The organism is Flavobacterium sp. F52, assembly GCF_000278705.1.
GTDB lineage: Bacteria > Bacteroidota > Bacteroidia > Flavobacteriales > Flavobacteriaceae > Flavobacterium > Flavobacterium anhuiense.
This window is the reverse complement of the sequence record NZ_AKZQ01000032.1, coordinates 37444-54511: the sequence shown is the minus strand read 5'-3', so window position 1 is coordinate 54511 and position 17068 is coordinate 37444. Positions and strand designations below refer to the sequence as shown.

Genomic DNA, 17068 nt, shown 5'->3' with positions numbered 1-17068 from the left:
TATGTTTAAAAAAGATAATTGGGACGAGATTTTACAGGCCTTAACCGCCAACCCTTTCAGGACTATCCTGACGGCTTTTGGTGTTTTTTGGGGTATTTTTATCTTGGTAATTTTACTTGCTGCGGGTAATGGCTTGGAAAATGGTATTAAAAAAGGTTTTGATGGAATTGCGACCAATACTATGTTTATGTGGAGTCAGACTACTTCTAAAGCTTATAAAGGTTTGCCAAAAACAAGACGTTATGACTTTAGAAATAGTGATGTAACAGCTTTAAAAGCAGCATTGCCAGATTTATTATATGTTTCGCCAAGAAATCAGCTAGGTGATTTTAACGGAACAAATAACGTTGTAAGAGGCACTAAAACTTCGGCTTTTACAATTTATGGCGATTATCCAGAGCTGATTAAACAGCAGCCGATGGATATTATTAAAGGAAGATTTGTAAATCAGCAGGATATTGAGCAAAGAAGAAAAGTCTGTGTAATTGGAAAAGGGGTTATCAGTGAACTTTATGGAAAAGAAGAGGAAGCTGTTGGAACGTATATCAAGATTAACAGCATCAATTTTATGGTGGTTGGGGTTTATAAATCCAAACAACAGGGAGGAAATGCAGAGCAGGAACAGAAGAATATTTTTATTCCTTTTACAACTTTTCAGCAAGCCTTTAATTATGGCGATAAAGTAGGGTGGATGGCGCTTACCGCGAAAGATGAAACTTCAATAACCGATTTAAAGCCTAAAATTTTAGAAATTATAAAATCATTGCATTCTATAAATCCAACAGATGATAGGGCAGTTGGAAATTTTGATTTGTACGAGCAGTTTAATAAAGTGCAAAGCTTGTTCAATATTTTAAAAGTAATTGCCTATTTCGTAGGGACATTAGTTTTAATTTCAGGCGTAATCGGAATTTCTAATATCATGTTGATTGTGGTTAAGGAACGTACAAAAGAAATCGGAATCAGAAGAGCTTTAGGTGCAACACCTGGAGCAATTAGAAGTCAAATATTAACTGAGTCTATATTTTTAACTATTATTTCGGGTATGCTCGGAATTGCTGTTGCCACAGGAATTATAGCGGTTTTAAATATGGTCCTAGACTCGATGCCTCCAGATCAAAATACTATGTTTGCGAATCCAACTGTAGATTTAGGAGTTGTATTTGTTGCATTAATCATCTTGGTCGGATCTGGTTTGCTTGCCGGATTTATCCCAGCACAGACTGCGATCAATGTAAAGCCTGTAGATGCACTAAGAACAGAATAAATTATCAATCAAAATAAATCGATTAAACCCAGAACAAATGAAAAAAGGAGTAACCGTAACCATTTTAATATTTATCGCAGTTGTTTTTTTTGGCGCGCTATACTATTTGTACGCTAAAAACCAAGAATCGCCGATTGTATTTAAAACGGAAAAAGCAGAAATCAAGACTATCGTAAAAAATACTATTGCGACAGGTAATATTCAGCCTGATGAAGAGGTTCTAATCAAACCAAATATTTCAGGTATTATTGAAGAAGTGTATATCAAAGCTGGTGAAAAAATCAAAGCTGGTGATATGATTGCCAAGATTAGAGTTGTAGCAAACGTTTCGAATGTAAGCAATTCTCAAAACCAGGTTCAGACCGCTAAAATTGCATTAGACAATCAGGAAAAAATCTATAAAAGACAGAAAACATTATTTGAGAAAGATGTGATTTCTGCAAATGATTATGATGCGGCTTTGTTGGCTTACAATCAGGCAAAACAAAATTATTTGGCTGCAAAACAAGGTTTAGATATCGTTAAAACAGGGACAACTTCTTCTTTGGGAAGTTATGCTAATACATTAATTCGTTCTACAGTTAACGGAATGGTATTGGATGTTCCGGTAAAAGTCGGTAACCAAGTTATCGAAAGTAATAACTTCAACGAAGGAACCACAATTGCAAGTGTTGCTGATGTTGGAAGAATGATTTTTATTGGAAAAATCGATGAATCTGAGGTTGGAAAAATTAAAGAAAAAATGCCAATTGAGATTACAATTGGTGCAATCGAAAATAAAAAATTTGATGCAGTTTTAAACTATATTGCTCCAAAAGGAGTTACTGAAAATGGAGCAATCCAGTTTGAAATCAAAGCACAAATGGTTAACAGAGATGATACTTTTATTAGAGCTGGTTTAAGTGCCAATGCTTCAATTATTTTAGAAAAAGCAGAGAAAGTTTTGGCAATTAAAGAGTCTTTAGTTCAATTTGACAAAAAAACACAAAAGCCTTATGTAGAAGTTGAAACTGCTCCACAGAAATTTCAAAGAAGAGATTTGGTTCTTGGGGTAAGCGACGGAATCTACGTTCAAGTTAAAAGTGGTGTAAATGATACAGATAAAATTAAAATCTGGAATCAAGGCTTAATTAACGAAGGAGACAAAGAAAAAAAATAAGCTAATTTGAAAGGTTAAGGATCTTTTTGGTTTTAAAAATGTTAAATTTGCGTAGTTCGGTTTACTGCGCCTTCATTAAAAGTATATGAAAATAAATAAATATAATAGTCTGGTTATAGCATTGTTATTCGGTTTCGGATTAACTGGACAGGCGCAATCAAAGAAATGGACACTAGAAGAGTGTGTAAGATATGCACTCGAAAATAATATTACGATAAAACAATCAGAGTTAGATTTAAAAAATGCTGATATTGATAAAAAAGCGGCATTAGGCAATTATCTTCCATCTGTAAATGGGAGCGCTTCTCACTCATGGAATATTGGTTTGAATCAAGACGTTACAACGGGTATTTTACGTAATCAAACTACACAATACTCTTCAGTTGGAATAAATGCAGGAGTTGACATCTACAAAGGTCTGCAGAATCAAAACACTATGAGAAAAGCAAAATTAAGTATCGTTGCCTCACAGTATCAGCTATTAAAAATGCAAGAAGACATTTCTTTAAATGTGGCTAGTGCATTTTTGCAAATTTTATCTAATAAAGAAGATTTAAAAGTTAAGAAAGAACAGTTGGCAATCGATGAGAAAAGATTTGCTCGTTCTGAAGAAATGGTAAATGCAGGAACCATTCCGCGTGGAGATTTGTTCGACTTAAAAGCTACCGTTGCAACAGACAAACAAAATATAGCAGTTTCTGAAAACAATTTACTGATTTCTAAATTGAGTTTGGCTCAGCTCTTACAATTAAAAGAATTCGCTGATTTTGATGTAGTTGATGATACAAATGTGATGGATGAAAACAATATATTAGCCCAAAGTCCTATAGAAATCTATAATAAAGCGAAAGAAACTAGAACAGAGTTAAAATTGGCCCAGACAAATTTGGAGATTGCAGAGAAAAACGTTGCTATTGCTAAAGGAGCATATCAGCCAACTTTAAGCGCCTTCTACAGTTTTAATACAAGAGCAAGTTATTCTGATATTATAGTTGGATCAACGCCAAATACAACAAACCCAACTTCTCAGATTGGCTATGTTCAAGGGACAAACCAAGCAGTTTTACAAGATAATTATATCCCTGTTTTAGGAAAAGCAGACCCAATTTTGGATCAATTTAAAGATAACAAAGGACAATCTTTCGGATTTCAGCTTTCTGTGCCTATCTTTAATGGTTTCTCAGTTAGAAATAATGTAGAGCGTAATAAAGTAAGTTTAGAAAAATCTAAAATAGATTTAGAACAAAAAAGTTTAGATTTGCAGCGTAACGTTTATACAGCATTTACCGATGCAAGAGGAGCTTTAAATACTTATGAATCGGCTACTGTAACTTTAGAAGCAAGACAGCAAGCTTACAACTATGCAAAAGAAAAGTATGATGTTGGTTTGATGAATTCATTTGACTTTACGCAAGCTCAAACCTTATTGACCAATGCGCAGTCTGATGTTATCAGAACAAAATACGATTACATGTTTAAAATTAAAATATTAGAGTTTTATTTCGGAATTCCAATCGTTCCAATTATTACAAAATAATTTATTATGCAGAAAAAAACAGTTTATTCTTTATTAGGTGCTGCAGTAGTGCTTATTGTGGCTTTGGTTGGTCTTTCTAAGGCTGGAGTAATAGGGAATAAGGACGAAGGAAAAGAGGTAGAAACTGCAAAAGTTACGGCATCAACAATTGTTGAAACAGTTTCTGCAACAGGGAAAATCCAACCCGAAATTGAAGTTAAAATTGCCTCGATGGTTTCGGGCGAGATTATTTCACTTAATGTAAAAGAGGGGCAGGTGGTTAAAAAAGGCGATTTATTGGTAAAAATAAATCCAGATTTATATACCTCAGGATTAGAAAGATCTGTTGCAAATTTGGCAGGAACAAAAGCAAGTCTTACTCAATCTGACGCGAGTTTTAAAGAAGCAAAAGCAAATTATGAGCGTAATAAAATATTGTATGACAAAGGAGTAATCTCAAAATCAGATTGGGATAAAGCCGTTTCTACTTTTGAAGTTGCAAAAGCAACAAAACAAAGCGCCTATTATAATGTTCAAAGTGCTTCGGCATCTGTTACAGAAGCTAGAGATAACTTAGGACGTACAACGATTTATTCTCCTGCTGACGGAACCATTTCTGTATTGAATGTAGAATTGGGAGAAAGAGTTTTAGGAACGCAGCAAATGGCAGGAACTGAGCTTTTGCGTGTTGCCAACCTAAACAATATGGAGGTCGAAGTTGATGTGAATGAAAATGACATTGTAAAAATTAAAATAGGGGATGAAGCAAATGTTGAAGTGGATGCCTATTTGAAGAAGAAATTTAAAGGTGTTGTAACCAGCATTTCTAATTCTGCGAGCACTACCTTAACCTCAGATCAGGTAACTAATTTTAAAGTTAAAGTTCGTATACTTAAAGATTCTTACCAAGATTTGTTAGAAGGAAAGCCAAGCACATACTCTCCTTTCAGACCTGGAATGACGGCTACAGTTGATATTATTACGACAACAAAAACAAATGTTTTGGCAGTGCCAATTAGTTCTGTTGTAGTAAAATCAGATACTACAGCGGTGAAAGATTTTAAGGTTGAAGATCCAAATGAGGATAAAAAAGCAGCTCCAAAAAGCGATAAAAAATTCGAATGTGTTTTTGTAAAAGTTGGAGATAAGGCTAAAATTAGGATCATTAAAACTGGAATTCAGGACGATACTAATATTGAAGTAATGTCTGGATTAAAACCAGGTGATGTTGTTATTACGGGTCCATACACAACAGTTTCTAAAGAACTAAATTCTGGAGACAAGATAAAGCTTAAGAAAGCTGAAGCTCCAAAGAAATAATATAATACCACAATAATTTAAAATTTAATACTTTGTCTTTTATTCTCAATATCGAAACGGCTACTAAAAATTGTTCAGTATCTATTGCAAAAGATGGTCAGACCATTGTTTGCAGCGAATTGGCTGATGAAGGATATTCGCATGCCGAAAAACTTCATGTCTTTATTGAAGAAGTAATCGCAAAAGCGGGAATATCGGCGCAGGATTTAAAAGCTGTTGCAGTTAGCCAAGGACCAGGATCTTATACAGGTTTGAGAATTGGCGTTTCGGCAGCAAAAGGCTTGTGTTATGCTTTAAATATTCCGTTGATTGCTGTTGACACGATGCAGACTTTAGCATCGCAAGCAGGAGTTACAGACGGAAAAATTATACCTATGCTAGATGCGCGCCGTATGGAAGTTTACAGTGCCATTTTTAATTCTGATTTGACTGTCGAAAGAGCTATTAAAGCCGAAATTATTGACGAAAATTCATTTCAGAAATATACAGACAAACTTTACTTTGTTGGCGATTGTGCAGAAAAATGTAAAACGGTTCTGACTAAAGACAACTTTGTGTTTTTAGAAAATATAAAATACCCATCAGCACAAGCTATGAGTAAAATCAGTTTTGATAAGTATCAAAAAAGCGACACTGTAGATGTCGCTTATTTTGAACCTTATTATTTAAAAGATTTTATGATTACTGCTCCTTCAAAAAAGGAATAATATTTTTTATTTCTGTATTGTGTAAGGCTGAATTGCAATTCCTGCCTCATCTAAAGCTGTTTTGCAATTTTCTAATGTTTCAGAAAAAACGGCTCCATAATTGGCGTTTTTTGCCCAAGGACGAACAGCAAAATCTATTGAACTTGCAGAAAGATTTTTTACAAAAACTTCTGGTGCAGGCGTTTTTAATACTTTTGGATTATTGTTCAACACCGCTAAAAGTACTTCTTTAGCCTTTTTGATGTCAGAATCATACGAAATAGAGAAAGTCAAATCGGCTCTTCTTTCTCCCTGCATAGAGTAATTAATAATGTTTCCGTTAGATAAAGCTCCATTCGGAACAAATACCGTCTGGTTATTTCCAGTTAGCATCTTAGTTACAAAAATCTGAATTTCAAGAACAGTTGCAATAACTCCTTGAGCTTCTATAGTGTCTCCAACTTTAAACGGTTTGAAAACGATAATAAGCATTCCGCCGGCAAAATTTGAAAGTGATCCTTGCAATGATAAACCAACAGCAAGACCCATTGCTCCTAAAATAGCTACGAACGAAGAGGTTTCAATTCCTAATTTAGAAATAAAGGTTACAAATAATAAAATTCGTAGCGCCCACAATAAAATGTCGGCTAAGAATTTTGTTAATGTAGGATCTAGATTTCGCTGAATCATTACTTTTCGAATGATTCTGTTGATTAATCTGATGGCATATAAACCAACAAATAGAATTAAAAATGCAGAAATAAGTTTTGGCGAATAATCAACTAAAATGTCAATAAATCGACTGATGTATTTACTGACTTGTTCTGGACTAAGATTCATGATTTTAAAATAAAAAACCTTCTCAAAAGAGAAGGTATATTAGCGGTGCAAATATAAAAATATTTACATTATCAGAAAACTGTGTTTATGCTTTCTCAGCAGCTTCGTCGGCTATTTCTTCTGTTTCTGCAACAGATTTTTCGCTTACATCAACAACGGTTTCAGAAATAGTTTCTGGGGTTTCAGAAGCCAGAGAAGCCGTTTTCTCCTTAACAGTATCTACAACGTTATTTATGGCTTCAGATGCTTTATCTGCATACTCGCTTACAGTTTCTTTTGCTTTTTCAGCATATTCTGAAGCGCGGTCAATAATCGGATCCGAAACTTCTTTTACTTTTTCTATTGTTTCTTCTGCAAAAGCTTCAGCTTTCTCAATATACGGAGCAGCAGCTTCTTTTGCTTGTTCAAAAGTCTCTTCGGCATTATTTGCCAATTCAGTTACAGACTCTTTAGTTGAGCCAAATAAATTTTTAAAAAATGAAGATAATCCCATGGTTTTTAATTAATTGGTTAAGAATACAATATTAATTAATTTTATAGAACTACTCGTTTTTTTAATGATAAATAATTGAAAGCTAGAGATTAACAATAAAAAAAAAAGCGCCTCATTTGAGGCGCTTTTTATAAGTGTTTTAGTGAACTAAGCATTAACCGCTTCCACTTTAATAGCTTCATCATTCAGCATGCTTTTCAGCATATTCTCAATTCCGCTTTTTAAAGTAAATGTAGATGAAGGACATCCGCTGCAAGCACCTTGCAATAATACTTTTACCGTTTTGTCATCTTCATTATAAGATTCAAAAGCAATGTTTCCACCATCAGCAGCTACCGCAGGTTTTACATATTCTTCTAAGATGTTAATGATTTGCTGTGATGTAACATCCAACTTATCAAAAGCTTCATCTTTTTTTGCTTCAGTTTTCGCTTTAGTTTCGATTAAGCTTTCATCTAAAACAGTTCCTCCGTTTTCAATAAATTGTTTAATGAAAGTTCTTAGTTCTAAAGTAATTTCGTCCCAGTTATTGATTTCATATTTTGTAACCGAAATGTAATTTTCGTCTATAAAAATTTCTTTCACATAAGGAAATTTGAATAATTCCTGAGCTAAAGGAGAAGAAGCAGTCTGATCAATATTTTTATATTCTACGGCATTGCGAGTAAGCATACGGCTCACAACAAATTTCAATGCAGATGGATTTGGAGTGGTTTCTCCGTATACCGTAATAGGCTGTTTTTTTGGTTTTGTTTCATCAATTTTAATGATAACGCCACCTTTATCAACAAAAGCGCTGATTTGTTCTGCTACAGCATCTTTTACATCATCCCAATCTACAATGCTGTATCTTTCGATAGCGATAAAATTTCCAGAAATATAAACTGTTTTAACAAACGGCAGATAAAATAATTGCTGAGCTAGCGGAGAAGCTTGCGCTTCATCGATATTTTTGAACTCAAAATTTTGATTTTGAGTGATGAAATCCTCAAATTCAAACTTTAAAATTGTTGGATTTTGAGTCTCTTTTATAGTGATTTTAGTCATGATAATATATTTTTTGCAAATTTACTAAAGTTATTTTCTACTAATGGCTATATTTGATTTTTTAATAAAATAATTAAGACTCTTTTCAAATAAATCGTGTTAAATTGAAAGAGTGAAAAATATATAGTAAGAATTTTGTCTTTATGAAATTAAAAATCAGGGTTTTATTAATTTTTCTCATTACTGTTTTTCACTCTTATTCCCAAGAGGGAATCCCTGTTTATTCTGATTATTTGTCTGATAATTATTACCTTATTCACCCTTCTATGGCAGGCGCAGCCAATTGTGCCAAAGTGCGGTTAACAGCTAGAAAACAATGGTTTGGAGAAGAAGATTCTCCATCGCTTCAAACTTTGAGTTTTAATGGAAGAATAGGAGAGCGTTCTGGAGCTGGGATTATTGTTTTTAACGACAAAAATGGATACCATTCTGAAAAAGGCATAAAGTTGACTTACGCACATCATATTATGTTTTCAAGAGATGAACTGGATTTGAATCAGCTGTCTTTTGGAATCAGTGGTGGTTTGATTCAAAACCAATTAGACGAAACAAAATTTGGCAACACATTTGATCCAATAGTTTTTGGTTCCATTCAGAAAGATTCCTATTTCAATATTGATGTTGGAGCTTCTTATAATTATTTGAATTTCTATGCACATGCAACAGTTCAAGGTCTATTGGAAACGAGGAGAGAGTTATATTCAGATTATGAAAGTGATAACTTGAGGAAGTTTTTATTAAGTGCTGGTTATGTGTTTGGTAAAAATGATAATTGGACTTGGGAGCCTTCGATCCTTTTTCAGCTGTTTGACCAGACGAAAGAAAAAACACTCGACATAAATATGAAAGCCTATAAAAGCATGGATTTTGGAAGTCTGTGGGCTGCTTTATCGTATAGGAGAGGTTTTGATGGAGCACAATATATTTCAGGAAGCGGTGTAGCGTCTCAAAAATTACAATACTTTACGCCAATTATTGGGGTTAACTACAAGAACTTTATGTTTGCTTATACGTATTCTCAAGTAATGGGAGATGTTAAGTTTGACACTGGAGGATATCATCAAATTACTTTAGGAATTAATTTATTCTGTAAAAAAGAACGCTACGACTGTAACTGTCCTGCCATTAACTAAATTTATTTTTTATGCTGATTAAATCTGTAGACGGAAAATCGCCTCTTATTCCAGAGGATTGTTATGTAGCCGAAAATGCTACTATTGTAGGAGATGTTACTTTTGGGGAATCTTGCAGTGTTTGGTTTAACGCTGTTGTAAGAGGAGATGTTCATTTTATTAAAATTGGAAACAAAGTAAACATTCAAGACGGTGCTGTAATTCACTGTACGTATCAAAAGCACCCAACGATTATAGGAAATAACGTTTCAATTGGTCACAATGCAATAGTTCACGGCTGTACGATTCATGATAATGTTTTAATTGGAATGGGAGCAATCGTAATGGATAATTGCGTGGTAGAAAGTAATGCCATAATTGCTGCTGGAGCTGTAGTAACACAAAATACGGTGGTAACTTCTGGAAGTATTTATGCCGGTGTTCCTGCCAAAAAAGTTAAAGACATCGATCAGTCTGATTTTGCTGGCGAAATTGAACGCATTTCGAATAATTACGTGATGTATTCGAGTTGGTTCAAAAACGAAGAATAGAAATTCCAAATGGAAATCTCAAAATAGAAATTCCAAATTCCAAGAGTTTTAGCTTTTTGGAATTTGGAATTTTTTTATTGGAATTTAAAAAATTTAGAGGTTGATTTTTTCGAAGAAAGTATTCTTATAACTTTCGCTTATTGGAATTCTTTTATCGCTTATTAACACTTTGTTTTTCTGAATTGATTTTACATGTTTGATATTAATAATATACGACCTGTGAATTCTCGCAAAACCTTTGTTTGAAAGCAAATTTTCAAGTTTTATTAAACTGATTAATGTCAGCGTAAATTTATTGTCTGTAGTGTAAATTTTGACATAATCTTTAAGACCTTCAATAAAAAGAATATCGGCAAAATTCAATTTTACGTTTTCATATTCAGCTCTAACAAACATAAAATCCTGTTCAATTTCTGGCGTATTAGTGCTTTCTGTAAGTGCTGGAGTTGCCACAGGCTGTAAAACTTGCTGAGCACGAACTACCGCTTTTAAAAAACGATGAAACGGAATCGGTTTTACTAAATAATCGACCGCGCCAAGATTAAATCCCTCCACAGCATAATCTGAATAGGCGGTCGTGAAAATAACTAGAGGTTTTTTCTCTATAGTATTTAAAAAGTCAATTCCAGAAAAATGGGGCATCTGAATATCCAGAAAAATCAAATCAACATTATTTTGATTGATAAATGAAACGGCATCGATAGCATTATTGAAAGTGCTGATCAGTTCAAGAGTATCTACTTTTTTGACAAAATCCTCTAATAGTTCTACCGCTAAAGGTTCGTCATCAATAATTACACATTTCATCTTTTCTGGATTAGTTTTTAAAATTTCATTTCGCATTCAAAAGTAGTTTGAAACCAGTAAATTAAGTTTTAAAATTTTCATAAAATACTGGTTTTTACAAATCAAATTAAGCGTTAAGTGTTATCGTTTTTGTGAGTAAAAAATATTTTGATTTTTTGCTCACTGAAATCATTTTTTAATCTATTGCGGTTTTAATTTCATCTAATTTTAAATTCAAATGGACTCGGTAATAGTTATCATCTTGCGTAATGGTCAGTTCGTGTGCGTTTGGATAAAGAAGATCAAGACGGCTTTGAATGTTTACTAATCCAATTCCTGAATTTTCAGGATCTTTCACATAATTTTCAATTGTATTTTCAATCCAAAAATCAAGATTGTAGTCTGTAATCAGAATTTTGATTTTTACGTGAGCTGCGCCTTTATAATCGGTTCCGTATTTAAAAGCATTTTCAACAAATGAAATCAATAGTAAAGGCTCAATAAATTTGTTTTTAGTATCGCCATGCACATTGATCACAATGTCTTCAATATTATTTAATCGCAGTTTTTGCAATTCGATATAGTTCTGAATATAATTGACTTCCTTTTCTAAAGCCACCGTTTTATTGTCTGTTTCATACAGCATATAGCGCATTAGTTCAGACAAGGTTACGATGGCATCAGGGACCAAATCAGATTTTTTATGTGCCAAAGAATAAATACTGTTTAGCGAATTAAATAAAAAATGCGGATTGGTTTGTTTGCGCAAATAAATTAATTCGGTATTTGTTCTATGAGTTTCAGCAATCAGTTTATTTTGCTGATTGTTATAAAATTCAGTTAATGTTCTAATAATTGCAGAAATTGTAATAATCAGGATATAGAAAAATGATGGAGCAATCTTAAAAAAGAACGGCTGTCTCATTTCTATTCTGTGACGCATTCTGCCTCCTCTTGGAAAAAAATGCGGATCACGAATAATGGTGTCAGCATGCATCATGTTTTCCGGCCTTAAATGTCTAAATTCAGGAATAAAATAATTTAACCGTATTACCATAAATAGCGCAATCAGACCAATGGCAAATGCGCCGTACAGCCAATATTTTTTTTGCAACAGATAATTTGGAACCAAATAAAAATAGTTCAGATAAAACAAGAAAATCCCTGAAAGCCATTGGGCATAAAAATCATTGTCGAGCTTAAACGGACTTTCATAAAACTGAATTAATGAAGTCAGAATAAAGAAAATCCAAATCATGAAATGGAATAATATTTTGTTATAGCCTGTATTTTTAATGGTATCGATCTGCATTTATAATTTTATTTTTAATAAAATTAGTTCATTTTTGGTTACCGTTGGAGATAAGTTTTGTTTGAGTTTTTGCTTTACAAGCTCTGCAACTTTTAGAGCATCACTTTCTGTTTCAAAACTTTTAGTATCGCTTATTACGGGAATAATGGATTGTTTAATTAAAACTTTTTCTTTGTAGGCAATTGAATATCCCCATCCAGAATTTGTTTTAAAAGATGTGGCAGTTAAAGCTTCTTTTTTTGCACACGCAGCAAAAAGCAAAAGAACTGTAAAAACCATTAAATTCTTCTGGATATTACTCCAGAAGAATTGTTTAATATTAATTATCGTCATCGCTTTGTTCGTCTAATGGCTTAAATTCCCAAGCATCATCAAAGTACGTAGAACCAACTCTTCCTAGCATATAGAATCCGCGATTATTTATTGAGAAACCAACAGCATCTGTTCGTGTAGCACCTTCCATTGGAGTTCTTTCTGTCCATAAATCTGTTGACGGATTGTATTCCCAAACTGTTTTGATGTTTTCACCTCCTACAACATATCCTAGACCATTCATAGAAAAACTTGAAGCATTAGAACGTACAATCGCATAATCGTCGTTGTAGCTGTAATCGTCATCAGTATCTTTATCAATATCACGTTTTCTTGTCCAAACATCTGTTGATGGATCAAACTCCCAGAAATCTTCTTGATAAACACCATTATTTACACCAGTTACTAAATATGCTTTGTCTGCAATTGTAAATACAGTTGCATTACGTCTTTTGTTACCGCTAAAACCATTTACTAGAGTCCAAGTATTGGCCTGATCATCGTATTGATAAAAATCTTTCAGATAATTCCCGTCATAACCTGTTCCAAAATACGCTTTACCGCCAACCTGAAAACCTACAGCTGCATAACGTGCCGTTCCTGCAAAATCTGTTTTTTGTGTCCAGCTGTTTGCAGTAGGGTCGTATTGATAAAAGTCTTTCAGCTTGTTTGTTCCGTCATAACCAAGACCTACATAACCTTTTTCGTTTAATGCAAAACTAGAAGCAGAACTTCTTCCAACACCACCAAAATCAGCTTTCTGTTCCCAATAATCTCCATTTGAATTGTAAACCCAAAGATCTTTTAAATAAACGTCGCCAGTATAACCACCTACTACGTAAGCATAATCTCCGATAACAAAACTTGTAGCACTAGATCTTGCAGGGCCATCAAAGGCTGATTTTTTAATCCAGTTTCCTACCAAATCATCATCGTCATCATCATTGCTGCAGCTTATAAAAAAGAGGCTTGAAAAAAGCGCTGTGAATAAAATTCCTTTTTTTAGATTAATCATAGTGTATTTAATTTATTGTTTGTATTTGATCCCTATTCCTAAAACATAACCGTTTCCGGTATTATAGTCGTAAACCTTATGGTCATTACTATCTAGTAAATTGTATTTTTTGTTGAAATCATAACCAGCTTTAAAATTTAAAAACCAATTGCCGGCAACATTCCTTTCGTATTCTAAAGCCGAAGTCATTTGCGATAAAACAGCTTTTTCAGAATTGTTTCCTGTACTAGATGTTTTATCCAAATGATAAAAATTTCCATTAAAACTATTCGTCAGACTGAATTTGTTTCGATCATTATTAGAATAAGAAATCTTTGAGTCGGGGAATCCGATTTTAAAATCGGTTTTCTCATTCACTTTATAATCAAAAGCAACAATTGGTGTAATCTTGGGCGCTCCAAAAATTGATGTTCTACCAGTTCCGACAATTACACTCAGTTTTGAACTAATTTGCTGAATGATTTCTAAACTTCCTAAAACAGTAACGTCTGAAAAATCCAATTTGCTTTGAAAATTTGCCGTCGGAATAACAGAAAGTTTCCAATTTGTTCTTTCTGCTATTTCAGATGAATATTCAAATTTGTTTTGAACTTGGTTGAATTTATCCTGATCCGCATAAAAATTGTATGGATTCAATTCGTAATTCACCTTCAAATTAGAATATTCTAAAGTGTTCGCTATTTTGCTTTTTGGTCCTAATTTTTTCTGATAAAAAATAGCAAGGTCTGTTTCGCTAAAATTTATCTTTTCTGTTGGCTCGGTTCTTAAATTAAAAGCGGCGCCAAAATTTTCCTGAGCTTTTAAACCTAAAAATGAAATCAAAAAAAGAGAACAAACTAAAAACCTTACTTTCATTACTTATTTTATTGGCTCAAAATTAGACGGATGAAGTCCTTAAAAAAAAGAAGATATATATATGACGTGTTTTGATAGACAAAATCGCCGTTTTTAGGGTCGAATTAAATTTTGAGAATAGAATTCAGATTATAGATTGTTTTGTACAGTTTGTAGCCATAAAAAGCGCAGTAGTATATGTTATAGTGTGTCGCCAAAGCGTGCAATTTATATTTGCTCAAAAATTAAATTATGCACAAGTTTATTTTGATACTGCTTTTTGTACTTAGCTTATTTTCGTGCGGTACAGATACAGATACTGGAGAATTTACTGTTGGGTCAGATTATTTGGCTTTAAGCAATAAAGTGATCATGATAGATACTGTTACGGTAGAAATGTCAACCATCAATTTTGATTCGCTTGTAACTTCGAACATGAGTAGAATCTTGATAGGAAATTACGATGATCCTATTTTCGGAAAAGTAAAATCAGACAGTTATTTTCAGCTTTCAGGTACTAATTATGCTTTAAATAGTTCGGGTTCCGATACCGAATCGATAAATTATGTTTTCGATTCGATTTCTATGATTCTTAAATATGATAAATATTATTATGGAGATACGACCAAAGTGCAAACATTTGATATTCATCGCTTAATTCAGAAGGTGAAGCCTAATACTGACGACAGAAGTTTTTACAATAATTCTACATTAAGTTATAGTCCCGAAAGCTTGGGAAAAATATCTTTTATACCAAGGCCAACCGAAAAGGACTCTATAAATATTAAAATGAGCAATGAATTTGGAGATGCTCTTTTTCAGAAAATAAAAAAAAGAGAAATTACAGATTTTGACAGCTTTACCGAATATTTGAAAGGGCTGGTTTTAGTTCCAGAAACCTCCAATTCTTCAAGCCTAATTGGATTTAGTGTGGGAAATAGCAAAGTAAGATTGTATTACTCAAAATATATGGGAGATTCAGATCAGGATTCTTTTTTTCTCGATTTTACGATCATAGATCATGCAAAGCAGTTTAATTCTATTTCTTTGAATAAAACGGGAACCTTGTTGCAAAATCTTCCCGTCTCGAGCAGTAATTTATCAAGTAACCTCACAAATAATCAAGGGTTTATTCAATCTGGAACTGGAGTAGCCTGCAGAGTTGAATTTCCTAATATTAAGCAGTTTAAAAATATTTCAACTAATGGAGCTATTGTAAATGCTGAACTGATTTTGAAGCCAGTAAATAATTCCTATTCTGAGAAATATCCGTTGGCAGATTCGCTGGCTGTGTATGTGGGTGATAATTTAAATCGAATAAGCGGAACATTGGTAAATTCTGCTGGAAGCACTGTTTATGGAATATTGAATAAAAAAAGTGATGAGTTTAATGAAAATGTTGGTTATACCATTCCAATTGGGAATTTCCTTCAGAAAGAAATGCTTAAACTATCCGATTCAAGATCATCTCTAATCTTGACATTACCTGGAATTTCTAAATCTGTTGACCGCATTGTTTTGGGTAACCAAAAACATGCAAACAACAAAATTCAGCTGAAAATTTATTACATCTCTTACTAAATGAAAAATAGAATTGTTTTATGGAGCTGCTTCTTTCTAATGTCGCTGACTTCATTTTCTCAAAGTATTTCAAGTTCTCCATATTCGCTTTACGGTGTTGGAAGTTTGTATGATTCAGATTTTGGTTATCTGCCTTCCATAGGCGGTTCTGGAATTGCTTTGCCTTCAGATACTTTTATCAATAATCTGAATCCAGCTTCTTTAGGATTTATGTATCAGAATCACTTTCTTTTTGATATTGGCGGAAAAGCTATCGCAACCACATATCAGAGTAGTAATCGCACAGAAAAGCGAAATAATTTTCAATTTTCTCATTTGGCTTTTGCTTTTCCGGTTTCTAAAAATTCTGGTTTTAGTTTAGCGCTTCGTCCATATTCTAGTTCTGTATTTAAAATTTCTAATTTAAAACTTCCAATTGCTGACAGTCAGGAATATTACTATGTAACAGCACAAGGATCAGGAGGTTTAAACAATCTGGATTTTTCATACGGATATCGATTTGGAAAAAAATTAACGGTAGGGGCGACTGGAACAGTGCTTTTTGGAAACACGGTTGATGATCGCGCTTTTTTAATTTCAAATACAATTACTACGATACACAAAAAAACAGATTATAGAGGAGTTCGCGCAACTTTGGGTGCTCAATATAAAATAGATTCTACATTTACAATTGGAACTACAGTTAAAGTTCCAACAAGGATAAATGCTTCCAAAGTGCAAACGGTAACAAGTATTGCAGATGAAGTAGAGACTTCTATAGAAACGGACAAAGCTACAGACGTAGATGATTACTATATGCCTTTAGAAATAGGTTTTGGAGCTAGTAAGCGATTTAAAAATAATCTGAATGTAACTTTAGATTACGAAAGGAGTTTATGGAAAGATACCAACCAGTCTGAGCTTTATGGAAAGTTTGTAAATCAGGATCGTTTTGCGCTGGGGTTTACTTACAGTACCAAAAAGAATGTTAGAAGATATTGGGATAGAGTAGGATATGCGGCAGGTATAAACTTTGACAATGGTTATCTCGAAGTTGACAAAAAGCGTGTTAACAGTGCTTCTATTTCTATTGGACTAAATCTGCCAATTGAAAATACGTTTTCATCACTCAATATTTCTTATTCTTATGGACAGAAAGGGAGAATCGCAAATGATTTAATAAAAGAAAACTACCATAAAATATCACTCAATCTATCGTTAGACGGAATTTGGTTCGTCAAGCGAAAATTCGAATAAT

At 33.3% G+C, this 17068-nt stretch carries 17 protein-coding genes; 9 read left to right on the top strand and 8 right to left on the bottom strand.

Annotated elements, in window-relative coordinates:
- The first annotated feature begins 1 nt into the window (after window position 1).
- The 5 genes from FF52_RS16755 to tsaB all read left to right on the top strand — a co-directional run bounded on the left by FF52_RS16755 (window position 2) and on the right by tsaB (window position 5969).
- Window positions 2–1267, top strand: coding sequence for an ABC transporter permease (locus FF52_RS16755; RefSeq protein ID WP_008467355.1), 1266 nt, complete (start codon window positions 2–4; stop codon window positions 1265–1267).
- A 37-nt stretch (window positions 1268–1304) separates the two neighbouring features.
- Entirely contained in the window at window positions 1305–2426 is a 1122-nt protein-coding gene (locus tag FF52_RS16750; RefSeq protein WP_008467354.1) for an efflux RND transporter periplasmic adaptor subunit, read from the top strand.
- 85 nt (window positions 2427–2511) lie between these two features.
- A complete protein-coding gene (locus FF52_RS16745) occupies window positions 2512–3963 on the top strand; it encodes a TolC family protein (protein ID WP_008467352.1) in 1452 nt (483 codons plus the stop codon).
- Between the two features lie 6 nt (window positions 3964–3969).
- Window positions 3970–5262, top strand: coding sequence for an efflux RND transporter periplasmic adaptor subunit (locus FF52_RS16740; RefSeq protein ID WP_008467351.1), 1293 nt, complete (start codon window positions 3970–3972; stop codon window positions 5260–5262).
- A 32-nt stretch (window positions 5263–5294) separates the two neighbouring features.
- The gene (gene tsaB, locus FF52_RS16735) at window positions 5295–5969 is read left to right on the top strand and encodes a tRNA (adenosine(37)-N6)-threonylcarbamoyltransferase complex dimerization subunit type 1 TsaB (protein WP_008467349.1); all 675 of its coding nucleotides are present in this window, start codon (window positions 5295–5297) and stop codon (window positions 5967–5969) included.
- A 6-nt stretch (window positions 5970–5975) separates the two neighbouring features.
- Here the strand turns inward: tsaB and FF52_RS16730 are convergent, their stop codons facing one another.
- The 3 genes from FF52_RS16730 to FF52_RS16720 form a co-directional block, all read right to left on the bottom strand.
- On the bottom strand, window positions 5976–6788 hold the full coding sequence (locus FF52_RS16730) for a mechanosensitive ion channel family protein (RefSeq protein WP_008467348.1): 813 nt from the start codon (window positions 6786–6788) through the stop codon (window positions 5976–5978).
- 85 nt (window positions 6789–6873) lie between these two features.
- Window positions 6874–7281: a YtxH domain-containing protein gene (locus FF52_RS16725; protein WP_008467346.1), complete on the bottom strand. Its 408-nt coding sequence runs from the start codon at window positions 7279–7281 to the stop codon at window positions 6874–6876.
- Between the two features lie 147 nt (window positions 7282–7428).
- Window positions 7429–8328, bottom strand: coding sequence for a NifU family protein (locus FF52_RS16720; RefSeq protein ID WP_008467344.1), 900 nt, complete (start codon window positions 8326–8328; stop codon window positions 7429–7431).
- 143 nt (window positions 8329–8471) lie between these two features.
- Here FF52_RS16720 and FF52_RS16715 point away from each other — a divergent pair, with 143 nt between their 5' ends.
- Together FF52_RS16715 and FF52_RS16710 are read left to right on the top strand one after the other, a co-directional pair.
- Complete coding sequence (locus tag FF52_RS16715) at window positions 8472–9461, top strand: type IX secretion system membrane protein PorP/SprF (protein WP_008467343.1); 990 nt, start codon at window positions 8472–8474, stop codon at window positions 9459–9461.
- 11 nt (window positions 9462–9472) lie between these two features.
- Window positions 9473–9991 carry a gamma carbonic anhydrase family protein gene (locus tag FF52_RS16710; protein WP_008467340.1) on the top strand — a complete coding sequence of 173 codons (519 nt, stop codon included), beginning with the start codon at window positions 9473–9475 and terminating at the stop codon, window positions 9989–9991.
- Window positions 9992–10084: 93 nt separating this feature from the next.
- Here FF52_RS16710 and FF52_RS16705 read toward each other — a convergent pair whose 3' ends face one another.
- The 5 genes from FF52_RS16705 to FF52_RS16685 all read right to left on the bottom strand — a co-directional run bounded on the left by FF52_RS16705 (window position 10085) and on the right by FF52_RS16685 (window position 14271).
- Window positions 10085–10834 carry a LytR/AlgR family response regulator transcription factor gene (locus tag FF52_RS16705; protein WP_008467337.1) on the bottom strand — a complete coding sequence of 250 codons (750 nt, stop codon included), beginning with the start codon at window positions 10832–10834 and terminating at the stop codon, window positions 10085–10087.
- A gap of 139 nt (window positions 10835–10973) precedes the next feature.
- Window positions 10974–12089, bottom strand: coding sequence for a sensor histidine kinase (locus FF52_RS16700; RefSeq protein WP_008467335.1), 1116 nt, complete (start codon window positions 12087–12089; stop codon window positions 10974–10976).
- The gene (locus FF52_RS16695) at window positions 12090–12422 is read right to left on the bottom strand and encodes a DUF4907 domain-containing protein (protein WP_008467334.1); all 333 of its coding nucleotides are present in this window, start codon (window positions 12420–12422) and stop codon (window positions 12090–12092) included.
- Window positions 12409–13416 carry a Kelch repeat-containing protein gene (locus tag FF52_RS16690; RefSeq protein WP_008467332.1) on the bottom strand — a complete coding sequence of 336 codons (1008 nt, stop codon included), beginning with the start codon at window positions 13414–13416 and terminating at the stop codon, window positions 12409–12411. The genes FF52_RS16695 and FF52_RS16690 overlap by 14 nt, the downstream gene beginning before the upstream one ends.
- Window positions 13417–13428: 12 nt before the next feature.
- Entirely contained in the window at window positions 13429–14271 is an 843-nt protein-coding gene (locus tag FF52_RS16685; RefSeq protein WP_008467330.1) for a DUF6268 family outer membrane beta-barrel protein, read from the bottom strand.
- 231 nt (window positions 14272–14502) lie between these two features.
- On the opposite strand from FF52_RS16685, the gene FF52_RS16680 reads away from it, so the two are divergent.
- Both FF52_RS16680 and FF52_RS16675 read left to right on the top strand, forming a co-directional pair.
- Complete coding sequence (locus tag FF52_RS16680; RefSeq protein ID WP_008467327.1) at window positions 14503–15831, top strand: DUF4270 family protein; 1329 nt, start codon at window positions 14503–14505, stop codon at window positions 15829–15831.
- Complete coding sequence (locus tag FF52_RS16675; protein WP_008467325.1) at window positions 15832–17067, top strand: aromatic hydrocarbon degradation protein; 1236 nt, start codon at window positions 15832–15834, stop codon at window positions 17065–17067. It begins immediately after the preceding gene.
- The last annotated feature ends 1 nt before the right edge of the window (window position 17068 follow it).

Excerpts from the sequence above, each read along its gene's own strand:
- FF52_RS16705 (WP_008467337.1), bottom strand. The coding sequence starts at position 10,834 with ATGCGAAATGAAATTTTAAAAACTAATCCAGAAAAGATGAAATGTGTA.
- FF52_RS16685 (WP_008467330.1), bottom strand. The coding sequence starts at position 14,271 with ATGAAAGTAAGGTTTTTAGTTTGTTCTCTTTTTTTGATTTCATTTTTA.
- FF52_RS16710 (WP_008467340.1), top strand. The coding sequence starts at position 9,473 with ATGCTGATTAAATCTGTAGACGGAAAATCGCCTCTTATTCCAGAGGAT.
- FF52_RS16740 (WP_008467351.1), top strand. The coding sequence starts at position 3,970 with ATGCAGAAAAAAACAGTTTATTCTTTATTAGGTGCTGCAGTAGTGCTT.
- FF52_RS16715 (WP_008467343.1), top strand. The coding sequence starts at position 8,472 with ATGAAATTAAAAATCAGGGTTTTATTAATTTTTCTCATTACTGTTTTT.
- FF52_RS16690 (WP_008467332.1), bottom strand. The coding sequence starts at position 13,416 with ATGATTAATCTAAAAAAAGGAATTTTATTCACAGCGCTTTTTTCAAGC.
- FF52_RS16675 (WP_008467325.1), top strand. The coding sequence starts at position 15,832 with ATGAAAAATAGAATTGTTTTATGGAGCTGCTTCTTTCTAATGTCGCTG.
- FF52_RS16720 (WP_008467344.1), bottom strand. The coding sequence starts at position 8,328 with ATGACTAAAATCACTATAAAAGAGACTCAAAATCCAACAATTTTAAAG.
- FF52_RS16730 (WP_008467348.1), bottom strand. The coding sequence starts at position 6,788 with ATGAATCTTAGTCCAGAACAAGTCAGTAAATACATCAGTCGATTTATT.
- FF52_RS16755 (WP_008467355.1), top strand. The coding sequence starts at position 2 with ATGTTTAAAAAAGATAATTGGGACGAGATTTTACAGGCCTTAACCGCC.
- FF52_RS16680 (WP_008467327.1), top strand. The coding sequence starts at position 14,503 with ATGCACAAGTTTATTTTGATACTGCTTTTTGTACTTAGCTTATTTTCG.
- FF52_RS16695 (WP_008467334.1), bottom strand. The coding sequence starts at position 12,422 with ATGACGATAATTAATATTAAACAATTCTTCTGGAGTAATATCCAGAAG.
- FF52_RS16725 (WP_008467346.1), bottom strand. The coding sequence starts at position 7,281 with ATGGGATTATCTTCATTTTTTAAAAATTTATTTGGCTCAACTAAAGAG.
- FF52_RS16750 (WP_008467354.1), top strand. The coding sequence starts at position 1,305 with ATGAAAAAAGGAGTAACCGTAACCATTTTAATATTTATCGCAGTTGTT.
- FF52_RS16745 (WP_008467352.1), top strand. The coding sequence starts at position 2,512 with ATGAAAATAAATAAATATAATAGTCTGGTTATAGCATTGTTATTCGGT.
- FF52_RS16700 (WP_008467335.1), bottom strand. The coding sequence starts at position 12,089 with ATGCAGATCGATACCATTAAAAATACAGGCTATAACAAAATATTATTC.